Genomic DNA, 17,891 nt, shown 5'->3' with positions numbered 1-17,891 from the left:
AGAACGGGCAGGGCAACCCTTTCTCGACACCGTGCCAGCGACGGCGGGCGGGCCGGGCGCGTGCGCCTGGTTCCGCGTCCGGCGCCGCAGGGCCGGCTGCTTCGCGGCAGCCGACCGGGCCGGTGGCGGAAGCCTCGCCCCTGGCACGCACCATCCGAGACGGAAGCGACCGCGGAGAACCTTGCTGCGGCGCTCGTGGCCGAGCGGCACGCCGGCGCGCCTTGCGGTCTCGCCGGCAGCTCGGGCGGGCAATCCGCGCGTCGTGGCCGTTGCCAAGGCGCTGCGCGGACAGGGCCGGCTCCGAGGTCCGCGCGTCAGCGTGCGACCACCACCTCGACCGCGTGCTCGCCGCCGTCGTCGACCAGGGCCAGCGTGGTGCCGCCCGGCGCGACCGGGCCGTCGCCGACGACGACCGCCACGCGATAGGTCGTACCGCCGTAGCGGTAGCTGAAGCGGAAGCCGGGCCAGCCGGCGGGCAGGCGCGGATCGATGCGCAGCTGCGCGCCCTCGCGGCGGATGCCCAGCAGCGACTCGATCGCCAGGCGGTACATCCAGCCGGCCGAGCCGGTGTACCAGGTCCAGCCGCCGCGGCCGGTATGCGGCGCGACCGCGTAGACGTCGGCCGCGACCACGTACGGCTCGACCTTGTAGACCTCCGCTTCCTCGCGCGTGCGCGCATGGTGCAGCGGGTTGATCATGTCGAACAGCGCCCAGGCGCGCGCGGTGCGTCCGGCCTGGGCGAAGGCCATCGCCGCCCAGATCGCCGCGTGCGTGTACTGGCCGCCGTTCTCGCGCACGCCGGGCACGTAGCCGCGGATGTAGCCCGGGTCCGGCCCGGCACCGTCGAACGGCGGGGTGAGCAGCTGGACCAGCCGGGCGTCCGGCTTGACCAGTTGCGCGTCGAGCGCGTCGAGCGCCTGTGCCGCGCGCGCGGCGGGAGCGGCATCGGACAGCGTCGCCCAGCTCTGCGCGATCGAGTCGATGCGGCACTCGGCGTTGCGCTGCGAACCCAGCGGCGTGCCGTCGTCGAAATAGGCGCGCCGGTACCAGCCGCCGTCCCAGCCGTGCCGGTCGAGCTGCTCGCGCAGCACCGCCGCCGCGGTCTCGCAGCGTTCCGCAAAGGCCGCATCGCCGCGATCGCGCGCCAGCGGCGCGAAATCGACCAGCACGCGGTGCAGGAAGAAGCCCAGCCAGACGCTTTCGCCGCGTCCGGCGCTGCCGACGGTGTTCATGCCGTCGTTCCAGTCGCCGCTGCCGATCAGCGGCAGGCCGTGCGCGCCCAGGCGCAGGCCGTGCTCGATCGCACGCACGCAGTGCTCGTACAGCGTGGCGTGGTCGTCCCAGCGCAGCGGCAGGTCGTAGTAGGATTCCTCGTCGGCGTTGAGCGGCCGGCCTTCCAGGAACGGCCGGGTCTCGTCGAGGACGGCGCGGTCGCCGCCGCAGGCGATGTAGCGGCAGCAGGCCAGCGGCAGCCACAGGTAGTCGTCCGAACAGCGCGTGCGCACGCCGCGGCCGGCGGGCGGGTGCCACCAGTGCTGCACGTCGCCCTCCTTGAACTGCCGCGATGCGCACAGCAGCAGCTGATCGCGCAGCCGCCGCGGTGCGGCATGCACCAGCGCCATCGCGTCCTGCAACTGGTCGCGGAAGCCGAACGCGCCGCCGGACTGGTAGTAGCCGCTGCGCGCCCACAGCCGCGCCGAGATCACCTGGTAGAGCAGCCAGCCGTTGGCGAGCCGGTCGAGCGCGCGGTCGGGCGTGGCGATCTGCACCGCGCCGAGCAGGTCGGCCCAGCGCGCACGGACGGCTTCCAGCGCGTCGCGCGCGGTACCCGGCTGGCGCAGGCGCAGGATCAGCGCGCTGGCGTCGTCGGCCTGGGCCGCCGCGCCGAGCCGGAAGATCAGTTCGCGCGACTGGCCGTCCTCCAGCTCGAACGGGATCTGGATCGCCGCGCACGGATCCATCAGCGCGCCGACCCGGCCGGACAGGCGCTGGCGCTGCAGGGCCGCCGGCTGCGCCAGCGTGCCGTTACGGCCGATGAACTCCAGGCGGTCGCCGGTCAGCGTGCGGGCCGGCTCGTCGACGTCGAAGAAGGCCACCCGTTCGCCGAACTCCGGATGGAACCGGTTGCGCGCGACCAGCGCGCCGCTGCGCGGATCGAGCTCGGTGACGACGTGCATCGCCGATTTCTCGGCGAGGTCGCCGAGCACCCATTCGACGTAGCCGGTCGCCGAGAGCGCCCGGCGCCGGCCGGACAGGTTGCGCAGCCGCAGCACGAAGAACTTCACCGCCGCGTCCGGCGCCACGTAGATGCGCAGCTCGCTGCGTATGCCGTCCTCGACGTGCTCGAACACGCTGTAGCCGAAGCCGTGCCGCGTCGTGTACGGCCCGCTGCCGCGAGCCGGCAGCGGCGCCGGCGACCAGTAGCGGCCGCTGTCCTCGTCGCGCAGGTAGAACGCCTCGCCGGCGGCATCGGTGACCGGGTCGTTGTGCCACGGCGTCAGGCGGTACTCGTGTGCGTTCTCGTGCCAGGTGTAGCCCATGCCGCTTTCGCTGACGACGCAGCCGAAGTGCTCGTTGGCGATGACGTTGGACCAGGGGGCCGGCGTCGTCTCCCCGGGGCGGCTCACGATCAGGTACTCGCGGCCGTCCTCGGAGAAGCCGCCCAGGCCGTTGTCGAGCGCCGGTGACGGCGCCGGCTCGGGTTCGACTGCCGCGGACACGGGCGGGTTCTCGCGCGGCAGCAGCCGCGGCGGCGTCGGGTCACCGATCGCGCGGCGCCGCAGCTGCTCGCCGAAGCTGCCGTTCTTGTCGCTGAGCACGACCCGCGCCACCGCCAGCAGCAGTACCCGGTCCTCGTGCGGGATCTGCTCGACCGCGCGGACGAAGATGCCGCCGGGGCGTTCGAGCACGTTGGCGTCGACGCTGGCGGCGATCATCCCCATCAGCGCGTCGTTGAGGCTCTGCCGGTAGCCGCCGCGCTCCTCGTTCCAGATCACGAGGTCCACGACCAGGCCCTTCATGCGCCAGTAGGCGTGCGCCTGCACCGCTTCGCGCGCCAGGTCCAGGTGCGCCTCGTCGCTGACCTGCACCAGCATGATCGGCAGGTCGCCGGAGATCGCATAGGTCCACAGCCCGGGCTGGCCGCGGCGGTTGCGCACGACCAGCTGCGCCTCGGCGCGCAGCGAGGCGTGGCTGTAGAGCAGCCGGCCGGCCAGGTGGGCATAGGTCTGCGCCGCCGCTTCGCTGATGTTGATCTGGCGCAGCGAGATCTGGCTGTGGGTCCAGGCCAGGTCGATCACGCGATCGGCCAGCCGCCGGTCGTGATAGGTGTCGGCCAGCTGCAGGCACTGGTCGCGGCTGGCGCCGACGCCGGTGACCAGGTCGACCAGGACGGTCTGGTCCGGCGGCACGCGGATGCGGCTGCGGATCGCCACGATCGGATCGAGCACCGAGCCGGCCGTGCCCGACAGGTCGGCGCCCGGTGCCAGCGCGGCGGCGCGCGCCGGCGAGCCGTGGCGCCCGAGGAAGCGCGCGCGATCGGTCTCGAACGAGGTGCCCAGGCTCTGGCCTTCGTGCACGGCCAGCAGGTGGAACATCCACGGCGGCTGGTCGTGCGCGTCGCGCGGCCGGCGCGAGCAGACGATGGCATTGCGCGAGGCGACGATCTCGGTCTGCACGAACAGCTTGCTGAAGGCCGGATGCAGGCTGTCGCTGATCGCCGGCGCCAGCACCACCTCGGCATAGCTGGTGACCTCGATCGTGCGCGCGGTCGCCGCGCGGTTGGTGATGCGGGTGCGGCGCAGCTCGATGTCGTCCTCGGGAGACACGACGATCTCGGTATGCGTTTCCCAGTCGTCCAGGCGGCGGCGGAATTCCACGCGCGCCTCGGTGAAGACCGCCTCGTAGGTTTCGTCGGCCTCCAGGGTCGGCTGGAACGCGGTCGACCACACCCGCCCGCTGCCGAGGTCGCGCAGGTAGCAGAAGCTGCCCCAGTCGTCGCGCGTGGGATCCTCGCGCCAGCGCGTCAGCGCAATCGAGCGCCAGCGGCTGTAGCCGCCGCCGGCGCTGCTCAGCATCAGGTGATAGCGCCCGTTGGAGAGCAACTGCACGGCCGGCACCGCCGGATCGGGACGATCGAACACGCGCAGCGGCACCGCTGCCGCTTCGCCGGCGTTGCGCGCATCGACCAGCTTGGGATCGCGCGCCGGCTGGCCGGTGGCGCGCGGCAGGCGCTCCTGCAGCAGCAGCAGCGCGGACTGCACCTGCGGGTCGGCCTCGAAGCGGCGCTGCATCGGCCGGTCCAGCAGCACGTGCTCGATCGCCAGCAGGGCCATGCCCTGGTGGTGCGCCATGAACGAGCGCACCACCGCGCAACGCTGGCCCGGCGGCAGGCGCGTGCCGGTGTAGTCGATCGCCTCGTAGAAACCCTGCGGCGCCAGCCAGCCTTGCCCGGCCATGCGCTGGAGGTTCTCGGCGGCGGCATCGGGTGCCGCGAGCAGGGCGAGCGCGCTGGCATACGGGGCGATCACCAGCTCCTGCGCCAGTCCGCGCTGCAGGCCCAGGCCCGGCACGCCGAAGGCGCGGTACTGGTAGTTCTGCGCCGCGTCGGTCAGGAGGTAGCCGCTTTCGGAGATGCCCCAGGGAACGTCGCGTTCGCGGCCATAGGCGATCTGCCGGGTGACCGCGGCGCGGCCGGTGTGCTCCAGCAGCGAGCCCGGGTAGGCCGGCATCACCAGGTTCGGCATGAGGTACTCGAACATCGAGCCGCTCCACGACAGCAGCACCGGCGCGCCCCCGGCCTGGGTCAGCAGCCGTCCGAGCGAGAACCAGCTCTTCGGCGATACCTGGCCCTGGGCGATCGCGACGAAGATGCCCAGGCGCGCCTCGGAGGCCAGCAGGTCGTAGTAGCCCAGGTCGCGGCGGTGGTCGTCGACGTTGAAGCCGATGCTGAAGAGGTCGCGCGCGCGGTCGTGCAGGAAGCCGTAGTCGGGCCGGGCGAAGCCGGCCGCGCGCTCGGCCAGCTGCCGCGCCACGCCGAGCCAGGTGATCGCCGTGGCGGAGCCGGTGCCGGCCAGTTCCGCCAGCGAGGCGGCGGGCGCGGCGGCGAACACCTGCAGCTCCTCGACCGCTTCGGCGCATTGGACGACCAGGCGGCGTGCCCAGTCGGCCGCGTCGGTATCCGGAGCGGCTTCCAGTACGGTGCGCGCCTCCTGCTCCAGCACCGCCAGGATCGCCGCAAGATTGCACGGACCGGCGTTGCAGCGGGCCTCGGCCTCGGCGGCAGTTTGCAGGAAGCGCGTCACCGACGGCTGCAACGGCGCGGGTGCCAGGCTGCGCAGCACGGTGGCCGTGTCGATCAGGCCGGGCAGCAGGCGCGCGCGCGATGGCGCGTAATCCGCCAGGCCCAGCAGGCCCTGGCGCAGCGTCAGCAGGAAGCCGGCCAGGTTGCCGCTGTCGACGGTGGACACGTAGCGCGGCGGCAGCGGGGCGAGGCTGCGGGTGTCGTACCAGTTGTAGAAATGCCCGCGGTGGCGTTCGAGCCGGTCGAGCGTGTCGAATGTCGCCGTGATGCGTTCGAGCAGGCTGCGCAGCGACAGGTAGCCGAGGTCGTTCGCGGCCAGCGCGGCCAGCAGGCTGAGCCCGATGTTGGTCGGCGAGGTGCGCGTGGCGAGGATGCCGTCGGGCTGTTCCTGGTAGTTGTCCGGCGGCAGCCAGTTATCGGAGCTGTCGACGTGGCGCTCGAAGAAGTGCCAGGTCCGGCGGGCGACGTCGCGCAACAGGGGCTGGTAGCGCGGGTCGAGCGTGGTCTGCGCCGGCCGCGGTGGCCGGCTGACGTGCCAGGCGATCCAGGGCGCCAGCAGCCAGACCAGCAGGAACGGTAGCGCCGGCAGCAGCGCGGCCGGCTGCAGCCAGGCCACGCTGCCGCCGATGCCGAGCGCCGCCAGCGGCGAGAACGCCATCTGCCGCAGCATGTGCGCAGGCCCGGCGCCGAGGCTGCGCTGGACCATGTTCGAAGGCGTCCACGCGAGCAGGTGGCGCCGCGACACGAACAGCCGCCAGAGCGTGCGCACGATCGCGTCGACGGCGACCAGCGCCTCGAAGGGCAGGCAGGCCAGGGCGAACAGCGCCTGGCCGAGCCGCCGGCCGGCGCTGCGCACCGCGAAGCCCAGGTGACGGCGCCACGCGGCCTCGGCCGGCTTGCGCGCCGCCGCCAGCAGCGCCTCCACCAGTACCGGCACCAGGACCAGCTGCAGGACGATCGCCGTCCAGTAGCCCGGCGCGGGCAGCACCGTCCAGCCGAGCACCAGCAGGGCGAACAGGGCCGGTGCCACCAGGCTGCGGCGCAGGTTGTCGAAGATCTTCCAGCGAGCCAGTCCCGACAGCGGATTGGCTTCGTGGCGGCCGTCGCTGCCCGGCACCCACGGAAGCAGCCAGCAGGCGATCTGCCAGTCGCCGCGGATCCAGCGGTGGCGACGGCGGATGTCGGCGGCGTAGCTCTGCGGGAAGTCCTCGAACAGCACCAGGTCGCTGGCCAGGCCGGCGCGCACATAGCTGCCTTCGAGCAGGTCGTGGCTGAGGATGCGGTTGTCGGGCAGGCGCTGGCCGAGCGCGCGCTCGAACGCCTCGACGTCGTAGATGCCCTTGCCGGTGAACGAGCCCTCGCCGAACAGGTCCTGGTAGACGTCGGACACCGCGCGGGTATACGGGTCCAGCCCCGGGTCGCCGCCGAACAGCGTGGCGTAGCGCGACAGCCCGGCCAGGGTCAGCGCGGTACCGACGCGCGGCTGCAGGATGCCGTAGCCGGCGACCACGCGGCTGCCGTCCGGCGCGAAGCGGGGACGGTTGAGCGGATGGCGCATCGTCGCCACCAGTTCGTGCGCCGCGCCATGCGGCAGCTGGGTGTCGGCATCCAGGACGATCACGTAGTTGATGCCCTGCAGGGCATCGACCGTGCCGACGATCCGCGAGAAGCGCGAGGCATCGCCGCTGCGCAGCAGCGCGTTGAGCGCACCGAGCTTGCCGCGCTTGCGCTCCTCGCCGATCCAGGCGCCTTCGCCTGCGTTCCAGCGGCGCGGCCGGTGGAACAGGAAGAACGGCCCGCCGCGCTCGCCGGCATGGCGCCGATTCAGTTCCTCGATACCGGCCACGGCGGCGGCGAGGATCGCCTCGTCGCCATCGGTGTGCTCGCTGGCGGCATCGGGGAAGTCGCTGAGCAGGCCGAAGTACAGGTGCTCCTGGCGATTGGCCAGGTAGCGGATCTCCAGGTCCGCGATCGCCTCGCGCGCGGCGTCTTCGTCGCCGATCAGGAGCGGCACGGCCACCAGGGTCGCGGCATCGGCCGGGATGCTGCGGCTGTAGTCCATCCGCGGCAGCGCCTGCGGCACGGTCACGATCGCGGTGAGCCAGTGGGTCATCGTCAGCGCGAGCTGGCTCGCCGCCAGCGTGAGCAGGCCGATGGTCGCGAGCGCCAGGCCGAGGGAGGTGGGCGTACGCAGCAGCCACAGCGCGGGCGCGGCGACCAGCGTGGCGGTGAGGACGGCCAGCGTGCCCAGGTACAGCGACAGCGGTGGCCGGCGCAGTGCCGCGCGCAGGCCGCAGGCCCGCCGCAGCACCGGCCGGCCCTCGCCGATCAGGTACCAGCCCACGTGGGCCTGCGGCGCGTCGGGCGTGGCCGCATGCGCGGCCGCCAGCGCGATCGCGGCAGCGGCGACGTCCTCCTCGGGGCGGGCGGCGCGGCGCGCCAGGCGCTCGACGACATGGCGATAGGTATCGCGGGTCGCGAAGTCCATCGCAGGATAGACCCCCGCCGGATCGGTGTGCAGGATCGCCTCCATGCGGCTGAGGCCCTCGACGAAGCGGCGCCAGTCGGTCGACAGCAGCAGGCGCAGGCTGGCGATCGAGTTGCTGACCGAGATCTGGTCGGCGGCCTGCTGCTGGTTCTCCGACTGCACCAGCTGCTCGATCGTCACGCCCGCCTCGGCCAGGCGTTGCTCGAGCCAGGACACCGGCAGGGCCAGCGAAGCGCTCTGGCCTTGCAGGCGCTGCATCAGTTCGGCGACGAAGGAACTGCTCGCCGGCGGGTCCGAGCGCGCCATGTCCGCCACGGCGAGGATCAGGCTCTTGGGATCGCGCGCGGCGACCTGGGCCATCGTCTCCCCCCAGACCGCCGCCAGGTCGCGGTGGCGGCGATCGAGCATCACCCGCATAGCGACGCGCCGCAGGTTCTCGATCAGCGCCAGCCGCAGCATGATTGGTATCGCCCACAGTTCGCCGAGAGAGAGCGGCGCCACGCGCTGGTAGGCGGCGACGAAGCGATGCAGGCTCTCCTGGTCGAACCGGCCGTCGCCGTGCGAGATCGCGTTCAGCGCGATGTCGTAGATCCGCGGCAGGCCGGCCGATACGCCGTTGGCCAGTCGCGGCAGCTGCCAGCTGTACCCTTGGGGAAAGTGCCTGCGCGCGGTGCGCAGGTGCTCGTCGATCAGGTAGTAGTTGTCGAGCAGCCACTCGCTGGCGGGCGTGACGCGCCGGCCTTCGCGGATCGCGGCATTCAGCAGGTCGCAGGTCTGCAGCAGGGCCGCTTCGTTGTCGGCGAGCCGGGCCAGCAGGCGGTTGCGGCTGCGCCCGCCGTACAGCCGGTGGAACCGGGCCAGTACCGCCCCGTGTTCTTCCATCTGCTCGGTGCTGAACAGCTCGGCGCGCAGCGGCTGTTCGATCTCGGCCGCCAGCAGGCTGCGCGTATCGGCGGCCTTGGGCCCTGTGAGCCAGCGGTTCCAGGATCCGAGCGGTAGCTTCACGGCGACCTCGGTAGTGTCCAGCCCGGTCGGGTGGAGTGGAACGATGCGGCCTGCGCATCGCGCGCGGCAGGCGCCGGCACGGAGCGTCGCGAGCGGACACCGGTTGCCGGCGTGGCGATCCGAACCCGCTGGCGCCCGGCCAGCATCCCGTACGTGGGCGAACCGCCGCCTGCGCGCCGACGCCAAGGCGCGCGCGTCGTCCGGCGGGGCTTCGCCCGATGCGACCCGGCGTTACGGGACGTCGGCGGGATCGCGCCGCCACCGCTGCGGCATCGCGCGGCGTCCGCTGTCGGCGCGGTGCCGCGTCGCGGTCATTGCACCATGCCGCGGACCGGCAGCTTCACGCGGTCGCCCGGGTCGTGGTCGAGGCGCGCGGTGAGCACGGTGCCGGCGTACTCGTAGCCGACGTCGTAGGCGTAGACCTCTTCGGTGGCGTCGTTGACGGTGCGGCAGACGTTCTCGACGTGGGTCACGGTGTTCTTGCGCTGCTGGTTTTCCTGGATCTTGCGCCCGGCCACTGCGCCACCGACGACGCCGGCCACCGTGGCCAGGTCGCGGCCGCGGCCGTCGCCGACCTGGTTGCCGGCGACGCCGCCGACCAGGGCGCCGACCACGGTGCCGGTGACCTTGTTCTCATCCTTGGGGCGCGCCTGCCGCGTGACGACACGGTCTTCGCAGACCTGGCGCGGGTGATCCACGCGGCGCTTGACCGGCGTCACGCTGACGACGCGGGCGTAGTCGGCGGCGGCCGGGGCGCGCTCGGCCGCGTCGGGCGCGGCAGTGGGGGAGGCGGCATCGGCCGCCGCCGGTTGCTGTTCGGCGGCCAACGGTGCGGGGGCCTGGCTCTGGGTGCAGCCGGACGCCAGGGCGACGACGAGCAGGCCCAGTCCCAGGTGGGCCGGCGACGGAAGCGGCAGTTTCATGAGCATGCGTCTCGCGAGTGGAAGGAATGCGTCTTTGTGCCCAATGGCCCCCACCGGCGGCTGAACGGGGCGCGATCCGCGTGGACCGCCGTTGCCGGGAGCGGTGTTCAGCCCTTCACGTATTTCCAGTTGCGCGGCTTGCCCTCGGTCATCCAGGCGACCGCCTGGGCGATCCGCCGTTGCCGTGTCTCCGCGCGCTTGGCCTCGAGCACCCACTCGACGTACTCGCGCCGATGACTGGGACTGAACGCCTCGAAGGTCCGGGCGGCGGCCGGCACGGCGCGCAACGCCTGCTGCAGGTCGGCCGGCACGGCCAGCGGCGGCCGGGCGCGGCGTGGCGCCGCTGCGGTCCGGACGCCGTGCTCGTTGAGACGGACCGCCTTGCGGATCAGCGCCATCAGCGTGCGCTTGGGCGGCAGGTCCTCGATCGAGACGAGCCTGCCGAAGCTGCCCATGCCGTTGCGCTCGCCGTCCTCGCCCATGACCAGGCCGTGCTTCCAGAAGCCGAACGAGGCGTGCTGCTTGAACGCCGCCATGCCGCAGAGCAGGCCGCCGGCGTGCACGAAGGTCGGCATGCCCCATTTGATCGTTTCCTCGACGTCCGGGCAGGTTTCGTGGACGAGGCCGCGGACGTGGGTGAGGATCGGTTGCGCGAACGGCTGGGCGCGGTCGATGTAGGCGTCGATGCGGGGATCGCGAGCAGGCATGGTCGGCGTCCGCGTGGCCGGGATGGCTACTGTACGCCGAAGCGGCAGAGCGGGGTCGCGCGGCGCGGCGTGGCACAGGCACAATGCGGCCTGGTTTTCCTGATGGCCGCATGCCGCCTTGGCCTCGCCGATAGCCCGCACGTCGTTTTCCGTCCTGGCCTTGCTGGTGCTGGTCCTCGTCGCGGCCTGGCTGCGGCCTGCGTCCGGACCGGTGCCGTCGCCGGCAGCGCCGGCCGGTGGCGAGGTGGCCGCCCCCGTCGACCTGCCGGCCTTCCTGCCGCCCGAGGCACGCGAGACCGTGCGGCTGATCGCGCGCGGCGGCCCGTTCCCGCACCCGCAGGATGGCGGCGTGTTCGGCAATCGCGAAGGGCATCTGCCGCGCATGGCGCGCGGCTACTACCGGGAATACACGGTCGCCACGCCGGGCCTGGGTCATCGCGGTGCGCGCCGCATCGTCACCGGCGGCCAGCCGCCGGCGGCGTACTACTACACCGACGATCACTACGCGAGCTTCCGCCGCTTCGAGGTGCCGCGATGAGCGCGCCGCTGCCGTTGCTGGCCGATCCGGCACGGGCGGGCCTCTACCTGGTCGCCGCTGCGGACTTCGGCGCGCTCGCGCAGGCGGCGCGGGAGGCCGGCCTGCTGGCGCGTCAGGTCGACCTGCGCGGCTGCCGCGGCAAGACGGCCCTCCTGCGGCGCATCGCCGAGGCGCTGGATTTTCCGCCGACGTTCGGCGGCAACTGGGATGCGCTTGCCGACAGCCTGCGCGACCTGGGCTGGCTGCCGGCCGGCGGCTACGTGCTGACGCTGCTGCGCGACGCGCCGCTGCGGCACGGCGATCGCACCTTCGATGTGCTGCTCGACGTACTGGAGGAGGCCGCGCTGGCCTGGGCCGAGCGCGGCGTGCCGTTCTGGGCCCTCGTGGCGATGCCGGACACCGCCGGGTAGGCGGCACGGCATCCGGATCGCGCGGCCGCGCCTTCCGGCCTCCTTGCACGGAAAGCGCGATCCGATGGCGTGCGGTACGGCGGGCCCCGTCCCGCCGTGGCGGTCAGATCTGCAGGGCCTGCTCGGCTTCCTGGGCGGCGCGGCGCGCCAGCGCCAGGTTCGAGCGCGCCTTGTCGAGCACGAGGTAGACGAAGAGCCCGGGCTTGGCCACCACCGGCCGGATGATGTGGTACTGCTTGCCGAGCGTGATGAGGATGTCCTCGATCGTGTCGTTCAAGCCCAGCGACTTCATCGTCTTGAGCTTGGCGCGGACGACCTCGGTATTGCCGGCGGCCGCCAGGTCCAGGTCGATGCCGGTACCGGCCTTGCCCAGCATCATGCCGCTGTTGGCATCGACGATCGCGCCGCAGGTGGCGCCGTCGATCTCGAGCAGCTTCGCCAGACTTTCGTTGATATTGGCCACGGGTGTTCTCCTTGGGATCGAAGCGACAGGTCGGTTCCGCTGCGGACGTCGCCTCGTGGATCGCGCAGGGTGGTTGAAGAAGGTCCTGGTCCGGGGCGGTGCCGGCACGAGGGCCGGTGATCGCATCGCGACGAAGCGCCTGGGGCCGGACGCGCCGGCGGGTCATACCCGCGCGCAATTTGTCGACAAGCGACGCGCCGCGTCGCGCCGGCCCGGGCCGCTACGCCGGTGTCGCGTACATCCGCCGGATGCCGTCCTCGCCGCGCTGCGCACGGCCTTGCAGGCGCTGCATGCGCGAGGCCGGGCGGGGAAGCGAACGAGGCGCGGTGGGTCATGGCTACCAGGAAGCAACTCCTGCGCCCGGGTGCGAAGGGTTTTCAGGAACGGCTTCGCGTTTTCGCGAATGTTGCCGGTGCACATCGGGAAGTGTGACGCGCAGCGGCTTTTCCCCACGGACGGTCGCAGCGCGGTGGCGTTTCGCCGGCGCTTCGGAAACCCGGCATCATGCGGTTCTGCAGGGGGACTGTGGCGCCGCCGGATCGGTCAGGCGTCATGACGGTGTCGCATCGGCCGACCACCATCGCCGCGGTGCTCTGGCGTCGCCTTCGTGGCAAGGCGAAGGCGTGGGCGTGGGGATTTCGTCGATTGCAACCGTTCGCTTCCAAGGAGAAGTCCGTGGTCCTGCTTCGTTTCGCCTGCCCGCCCCGGGAGGGCGGTGCTCATGAGCGCGCGCTCGCGCGCCGCAATCGGTTCGGCCGGGCTCTGGCCCTGGCGGCGCTCGCGCTCGGCACGGCACCGGCCGCGGCACAGGTCGCGCTGACCGCGCTCGATACGCCGTACACGCAGGACTTCAACGGCCTGCCGGCGAGCGGCTCGACGACCTGGACCAACAACGCGACGATACCCGGATGGTTCCACGCGCGGGTCGGCACCGGCACGACGATCGTCGCCGATACCGGCGCCAGCAACGCCGGCAACCTCTACAGCTACGGCGCCAGCGGCAGCAGCGATCGCGCACTCGGCTCGCTCGGCTCGGGCAATGCCGCCGTCGGCAACCTGTTCTGGGGCGTGCGGCTGCAGAATGCGACCGGCACGACGATCACCTCGCTGGACGTCGCCTTCACCGGTGAGCAGTGGCGCAACAGCGGCGCGACCGGTACGGCCGCGCAGCAGACGATCACGTTCTCGTACCTGATCGGCAATCCGTCGGTGACCGGCACGCTGGCCGAATTCCAGTCGACCGGTGTCGCCGTGACGGCGCTCGACTTCACCAGCCCGGTAACCACGGGGACGGCGGGCGCGCTCAACGGCAACCTGGCCGCCAACCGCACGGCCAAGGCCTTCACGATCACCGGCCTCAGCATCCCGGCTGGCAGCGAGGTCATGCTGCGTTTCGCCGATCCGGATCACACCGGCGCCGATCATGGCCTGTCGATCGACGACTTCTCGGTCACTGCGCACGGTGAAGCCGCCGGTCCCGAACTCAGCATCGACGACGTGACGCTCGACGAGGGCGACACCGGCACGACGGCCTTCACGTTCACGGTCAGCCTGTCGGAACCGGCCCCGGCCGGCGGCGTCCATTTCGACCTCGCGACGATCGACGACACCGCGACCGCGCCGTCCGACTACACCGCGCTGTCGCTGACCGGTCAGACCATCGCCGCCGGCCAGTCGAGCGCGACCTACACCGTCCTGGTCAACGGCGACACCGTGCCGGAGGACGACGAGGTGTTCCTGGTCCGCGTGTCCAACGTGGTCGGCGCGAGCGTCGCCAACGACACCGGCATCGGTCTGATCGTCAACGACGACGCCGGCGTGCTGCTGCGCGTGGACAGCGTCTCGGAGACCGAGGGCAACAGCGGCACCAAGGCGTTCACGTTCACCGTGAGCCTGACCGAGCCCGCCCCCGCGGGCGGCGTCAGCTTCGACATCGCCACGGCGGACGGCAGCGCGACGGCGCCGTCGGACTACATCGCGCGGTCGCTGACCGGCCAGACGATCGCGGCCGGCACCGACAGCTACAGCTTCGCCGTCACCGTCAACGGCGACACGACGCCGGAACCGGACGAAACCTTCTACGTGCGGGTCAGCAACGTCGTCAACGCCGTGGCCGTGGTCGCCGAAGGCATCGGCACGATCCTCAACGACGACGCGCCGCCGACCTCGCATCGCATCCACGACCTCCAGGGCAGCGGCGCCGCCACGCCGATCGCGGCCGGCGTCACGGTCTCGGTGGAAGGCGTCGTCACCGCCAGCTACCAGGGCAATGGCCGCCTGTCGGGCTTCTTCCTGCAGGAAGAGGACGCCGACGCCGATGCCAATCCGGCCACGTCCGAAGGCATCTTCGTCTACTGCGGCGCCTGCCCGGTCGGCGTGGCCGAAGGCCAGCGCGTGCGCGTCTCCGGCACGGTCTCCGAATACTTCGGCATGACGCAGCTCAATGCCACGACGGCAGCGGCGGTGGTCGTGACCTCGACCGGTAACCACCTCGACGAAGTCACGCCCACGCCGATCACGCTGCCGATCAGCGGCGACGTCGACGCGTTCTACGAAGCGCGCGAAGGCATGCTGGTGACCTACGTCGATTCGCTGGCGGTGTCCGAGTACTTCCAGCTCGCGCGGTTCGGCCAGATCACGCTGTACCAGGGCGAGCGGCCGCGCCAGTTCACCGAGGACCACGCCCCCGGCGCCAGCGCCTACAACGCCCACCTGGCGGAGCTCGCGCGCCGCCGCGTGATCCTCGACGACGACAACAACACCGAGAACGTCTCGCTGACCCAGCCCGACGGCCAGCAGTACATCTACCACCCGCGGGCCAACGGCGGCCTCGGCGTCGGCGTGCAGGGCACGGACTTCTTCCGCGGCGGCGACCAGGTGCAGAACCTCACCGGCGTGCTGCACTGGTCCTTCGCCGGCTTCACCGGCACCGATGCCTGGCGCATCCGGCCGACGACGGCGCGTCCGGCGACGTTCACCGTCGCCAACCCGCGCCCGGCGACGGCGCCGGTGGTGCCCGGCGCGATCAAGGCGGCCGGCTTCAACGTGCTGAACTACTTCTCGACGATCGACACGACCGCCAGCACCTCGTCCGGCCCCTGCGGCCCGTCCGGCACGATGGATTGCCGCGGCGCCGACAGCGCCGCCGAACTGGTGCGCCAGCGCGAGCGCACCTCGCTGGTGGTCTGCGGCCTCGACGCCGACGTGGTGGGCCTGGTCGAGATCGAGAACCACCCGACCTCGGCCGCCGTCACCGATTTGCTCGGCGCGGTCAACGCGCGCTGCGGCGGCAGCCATCCGTATGCCTACGTCAACACCGGCGGCGCACTCGGCAGCGATGCGATCCGCGTGGCGCTGATCTACCGCTCCGGCGTGCTCTCGCCGGTCGGTGCGCCACAGGTCGATCTCAACGCGATCCACAACCGGCCGCCGACCGCGCAGACCTTCGACGTGGTCGATGCGGGCAATCCGGCGTTCGGCGAGCGCTTCACCGTGGTCGCCAACCACTTCAAGTCCAAGGGCTGCTCGGGCGCCAGCGGTGCCGATGCCGATTCCGGCGACGGCCAGGCGTGCTTCGCCAGCCGGCGCAACCAGCAGGCCAGCCGCCTGCTGACCTGGATCAACGGCACGGTGATACCGGCCGCCGGCGACCCGGACGTGCTGCTGCTCGGCGATTTCAACTCCTATGCGCGCGAAACCCCGATGACGACGCTCGCCGGTGGCAGCTATGTCGACCTGATCGCCGACCGGCTCGGCCCGGCCGCGTACTCGTACCTGTTCGACGGCCAGCTCGGCCACCTGGACTACGCGCTGGCCAATGCCGCGCTCGACACCCAGGTCGCCGGCATCGGCGTCTGGCACATCAACGCCGACGAGGTGCCGCTGTTCGACTACAACGACGAAGTACGCGATACCGGCGAGCCGGACTACGAGGAGAAGCCCGACGGCTCGGGGCTGACGCCGCCGCGCGTGCTGTTCGAGCCGGCCAGCCCCTACCGCGTGTCCGACCACGATCCGGTCCTGGTCGGCCTCTTCGCCGATGCGGTATCGACCGACCTGGCGATCAGCGCCAGCGCCACGCCCGATCCGGTCCTGGCGGGCGGAACGCTGACCTACGCGATCGAGGTCCGCAACCTCGGCCCCGCGTCGGCCAGCAGCGCGAGCTGGACGCTGGCCCTGCCGGCCGGCACCGGGTTCGCCACGCTTTCCGGCGCCGCCGGCTGGACCTGCACGACACCCGCGGTCGGTACCGCCGGTACCGTGACCTGCACGCTGGCCACGTTCGCGCCGGGCACCGCGGCCTTCACACTGGCGGTCACCGTCGCGGCGGACCTGGCACAGGGCAGCACGCTGGCCGCCGCGACCACCGTCACCTCGGCGACGGCCGATCCGGCCACCGCCAACAACAGCGCCACCGAGACGGTCGGCGTCGACACCGCGGCCGATCTGGCCGTCACCCTCCTCGACAGTCCGGACCCGGTCGCTGCCGGTGCGGCACTGACCTACACGATCACGCTGACCAATGCCGGCCCGAGCGCCGCAGCCGCGGTGACGCTGACCGACGCCTTGCCGGCATCGCTGCGTTTCGCGTCGCTGACATCGCCCGCCGGCTGGTCGTGCACGACGCCGGCCGCCGGCCAGGCCGGCACGGTGAGCTGCCAGCGGCCGTCGATGGCGGTCGGCAGCGCCGTGTTCACCCTGGTCGCCGACGTGGCGGCGGACGCCAGCGGCAGCGTGACGAACACCGCCTCGGCCACCTCGACGACGTTCGACCCGGTGCCGGGCAATGGAAGCGCGACGGCGACGACCACGGTATCGGCGCCGCAGGCGGATCTTTCGGTGATGCTGGTGGACGCGCCCGATCCGGTCGAGGCCGGCGGCGCGCTGACCTACACGATCACGCTCGCCAATGCCGGTCCGGACAGCGCGGCGTCGGTGACGCTGACCGATGCCTTGCCGTCCGCGGTCCGCTTCACGTCGCTGGGCGCGCCGTCCGGCTGGTCGTGCACGACGCCGGCGATCGGCCAGAGCGGTACCGTGACCTGCCAGCAGCCGACGATGGCGGTCGGCTCGGCGGTGTTTACCCTGGTGGTCGCCGTGGCAGCCGATGCCGGTGGAACGACCGTGACCAACACCGCGACCGTGACCGCGGCCACCGCCGATCCGGCGGGCGGCAACAACAGCGCTACGGCCACGACGGCGGTGACCCTGCCGGCGCAGGCGGACGTCGCGGTGACGATCACCGACGGGCGCGACTTCGTGCAGGTCGGCCAGACGCTCGACTACCTGATCACCGTCAGCAATGCCGGGCCGGCCGCGGCGACCGCGACGGTCAGCGACGTGCTGCCGGCGGTGCTGGCCGACGGCACCTGGGTCTGCACCACCACCGGCGGCGCCACCTGCGCCGACGGCAGCGGCGAGGTCTTGAGCGACACCGTCACGTTGCCGGCCGGCAGCCAGGTGACCTACCTGTACTCGGCTACGGTGCAGGCCGGTGCCGACGACGAGCCGATCGTCAACGCGGTCACCGCGACGGTGGCGCCCGGTGTGACCGACCCGAATCCGGCCAACAACAGCGCCAGCGACACGGCGACGCTGATCGTGTTGTTCCGCGACGACTTCGAGCAGGCCGAGGCCGACCAGGCGCTGGATGCGCCGGACGCAGCGGGCTTCGTCGGCGCCAGCCTGCTGCCGGACGCGGACCTCGTCGGCCGGCTCGGCGCACTGCCGGTGCGCGTCGCCGTCGGCCAGGCCGGCAGCGGCGAGGCGCTGTTCGCGATCGACCTGGTCCGCCTGGGCGCGCAGCCTGCCGTGCGCGTCACCGTCCGCGATGCCGATGGACGCGCTGCGCGCAGCGGCTGGCAGCCGCTGACGCCGGGCGCCGGCCCGCTTGAGCTGGGCTGGCAGCAGGCCGGCGAGGCACGCGGCTATCTGTATGTCGGCAGCGCCGGCGCAGCGCCGGCACCGCTGGCCCACGACCGCAACGCGCTGCCGGTGCGGTTGCGCACCGTGGTCGGCGACGAGCGGCCCTGGCTGGCGCCGGTCACGCAATGAC

At 72.2% G+C, this 17,891-nt stretch carries 7 protein-coding genes; 3 read left to right on the top strand and 4 right to left on the bottom strand.

Annotated elements, in window-relative coordinates; translation table 11 throughout:
* Window positions 1-314: 314 nt before the first annotated feature.
* The 3 genes from I596_RS15325 to I596_RS15315 form a co-directional block, all read right to left on the bottom strand.
* The gene (locus tag I596_RS15325; RefSeq protein ID WP_425478813.1) at window positions 315-8,672 is read right to left on the bottom strand and encodes a glycoside hydrolase family 94 protein; all 8,358 of its coding nucleotides are present in this window, start codon (window positions 8,670-8,672) and stop codon (window positions 315-317) included.
* Between the two features lie 434 nt (window positions 8,673-9,106).
* A complete protein-coding gene (locus I596_RS15320; protein ID WP_067652121.1) occupies window positions 9,107-9,718 on the bottom strand; it encodes a glycine zipper 2TM domain-containing protein in 612 nt (203 codons plus the stop codon).
* Window positions 9,719-9,825: 107 nt separating this feature from the next.
* Window positions 9,826-10,425 carry a YdeI/OmpD-associated family protein gene (locus I596_RS15315; protein ID WP_067649868.1) on the bottom strand — a complete coding sequence of 200 codons (600 nt, stop codon included), beginning with the start codon at window positions 10,423-10,425 and terminating at the stop codon, window positions 9,826-9,828.
* Between the two features lie 190 nt (window positions 10,426-10,615).
* Between I596_RS15315 and I596_RS15310 the strand changes: the two genes are divergently transcribed.
* Together I596_RS15310 and I596_RS15305 are read left to right on the top strand one after the other, a co-directional pair.
* Window positions 10,616-10,963 carry a guanyl-specific ribonuclease gene (locus I596_RS15310; protein ID WP_425478812.1) on the top strand — a complete coding sequence of 116 codons (348 nt, stop codon included), beginning with the start codon at window positions 10,616-10,618 and terminating at the stop codon, window positions 10,961-10,963.
* Window positions 10,960-11,373 (top strand): barstar family protein, encoded by a 414-nt coding sequence (locus I596_RS15305; protein ID WP_067649866.1) that lies wholly within the window; start codon window positions 10,960-10,962, stop codon window positions 11,371-11,373. Before I596_RS15310 ends, I596_RS15305 begins: the two co-directional genes overlap by 4 nt.
* Before the next feature lie 103 nt (window positions 11,374-11,476).
* Here the strand turns inward: I596_RS15305 and I596_RS15300 are convergent, their stop codons facing one another.
* Window positions 11,477-11,836, bottom strand: a complete 360-nt coding sequence (locus tag I596_RS15300; RefSeq protein WP_067649863.1) for a hypothetical protein — start codon at window positions 11,834-11,836, stop codon at window positions 11,477-11,479.
* Window positions 11,837-12,511: 675 nt separating this feature from the next.
* Here I596_RS15300 and I596_RS15295 point away from each other — a divergent pair.
* On the top strand, window positions 12,512-17,890 hold the full coding sequence (locus I596_RS15295; protein ID WP_150132193.1) for an ExeM/NucH family extracellular endonuclease: 5,379 nt from the start codon (window positions 12,512-12,514) through the stop codon (window positions 17,888-17,890).
* Window position 17,891 lies beyond the last annotated feature (1 nt).

Origin of the sequence: Dokdonella koreensis DS-123, assembly GCF_001632775.1 — a bacterium.
GTDB lineage: Bacteria > Pseudomonadota > Gammaproteobacteria > Xanthomonadales > Rhodanobacteraceae > Dokdonella > Dokdonella koreensis.
Note: the sequence above shows the minus strand (reverse complement) of the source record. Positions and strands in the feature narration are given on the sequence as shown.

Excerpts from the sequence above, each read along its gene's own strand:
- I596_RS15325 (WP_425478813.1), bottom strand. The coding sequence starts at position 8,672 with ATGGAAGAACACGGGGCGGTACTGGCCCGGTTCCACCGGCTGTACGGC.
- I596_RS15320 (WP_067652121.1), bottom strand. The coding sequence starts at position 9,718 with ATGAAACTGCCGCTTCCGTCGCCGGCCCACCTGGGACTGGGCCTGCTC.
- I596_RS15315 (WP_067649868.1), bottom strand. The coding sequence starts at position 10,425 with ATGCCTGCTCGCGATCCCCGCATCGACGCCTACATCGACCGCGCCCAG.
- I596_RS15305 (WP_067649866.1), top strand. The coding sequence starts at position 10,960 with ATGAGCGCGCCGCTGCCGTTGCTGGCCGATCCGGCACGGGCGGGCCTC.